This is a genomic window from Vibrio methylphosphonaticus, from assembly GCF_023634655.1.
GTDB classification, from domain to species: Bacteria; Pseudomonadota; Gammaproteobacteria; order Enterobacterales; family Vibrionaceae; genus Vibrio; species Vibrio methylphosphonaticus.
Genome location: NZ_JAMKMS010000102.1, coordinates 1 through 224 on the forward strand (window position 1 = coordinate 1; position 224 = coordinate 224).

General features: G+C 52.7%; 1 protein-coding gene. It reads right to left on the reverse strand.

What is annotated here, in order from left to right; translation table 11 throughout:
• The coding region (locus M9196_RS23430; RefSeq protein WP_250619905.1) for an Ig-like domain-containing protein at positions 1-224 on the reverse strand (224 nt) is incomplete at both ends.

Consider the following 224-nt stretch of genomic DNA (forward strand, 5'->3'; position numbering starts at 1 on the left):
GATTCACCATTGCTGAGCCCTTGGAAATCTTCACCCGGATCGAAACTGTACGAGCCATCCGAGTTAAACGTTAGGCTACCTTTGTCATCTGGGACATCGTCTTGCAGTGCGTAAGAGGCGATAGTGCCATCCACGTCAGACGCGTCAGGCACGCTACGTGAAATCGACGTATCTTCATCCGTCATTTCGTCCGCAGGCAACGCGACGGGCTTGTCATTAATGCC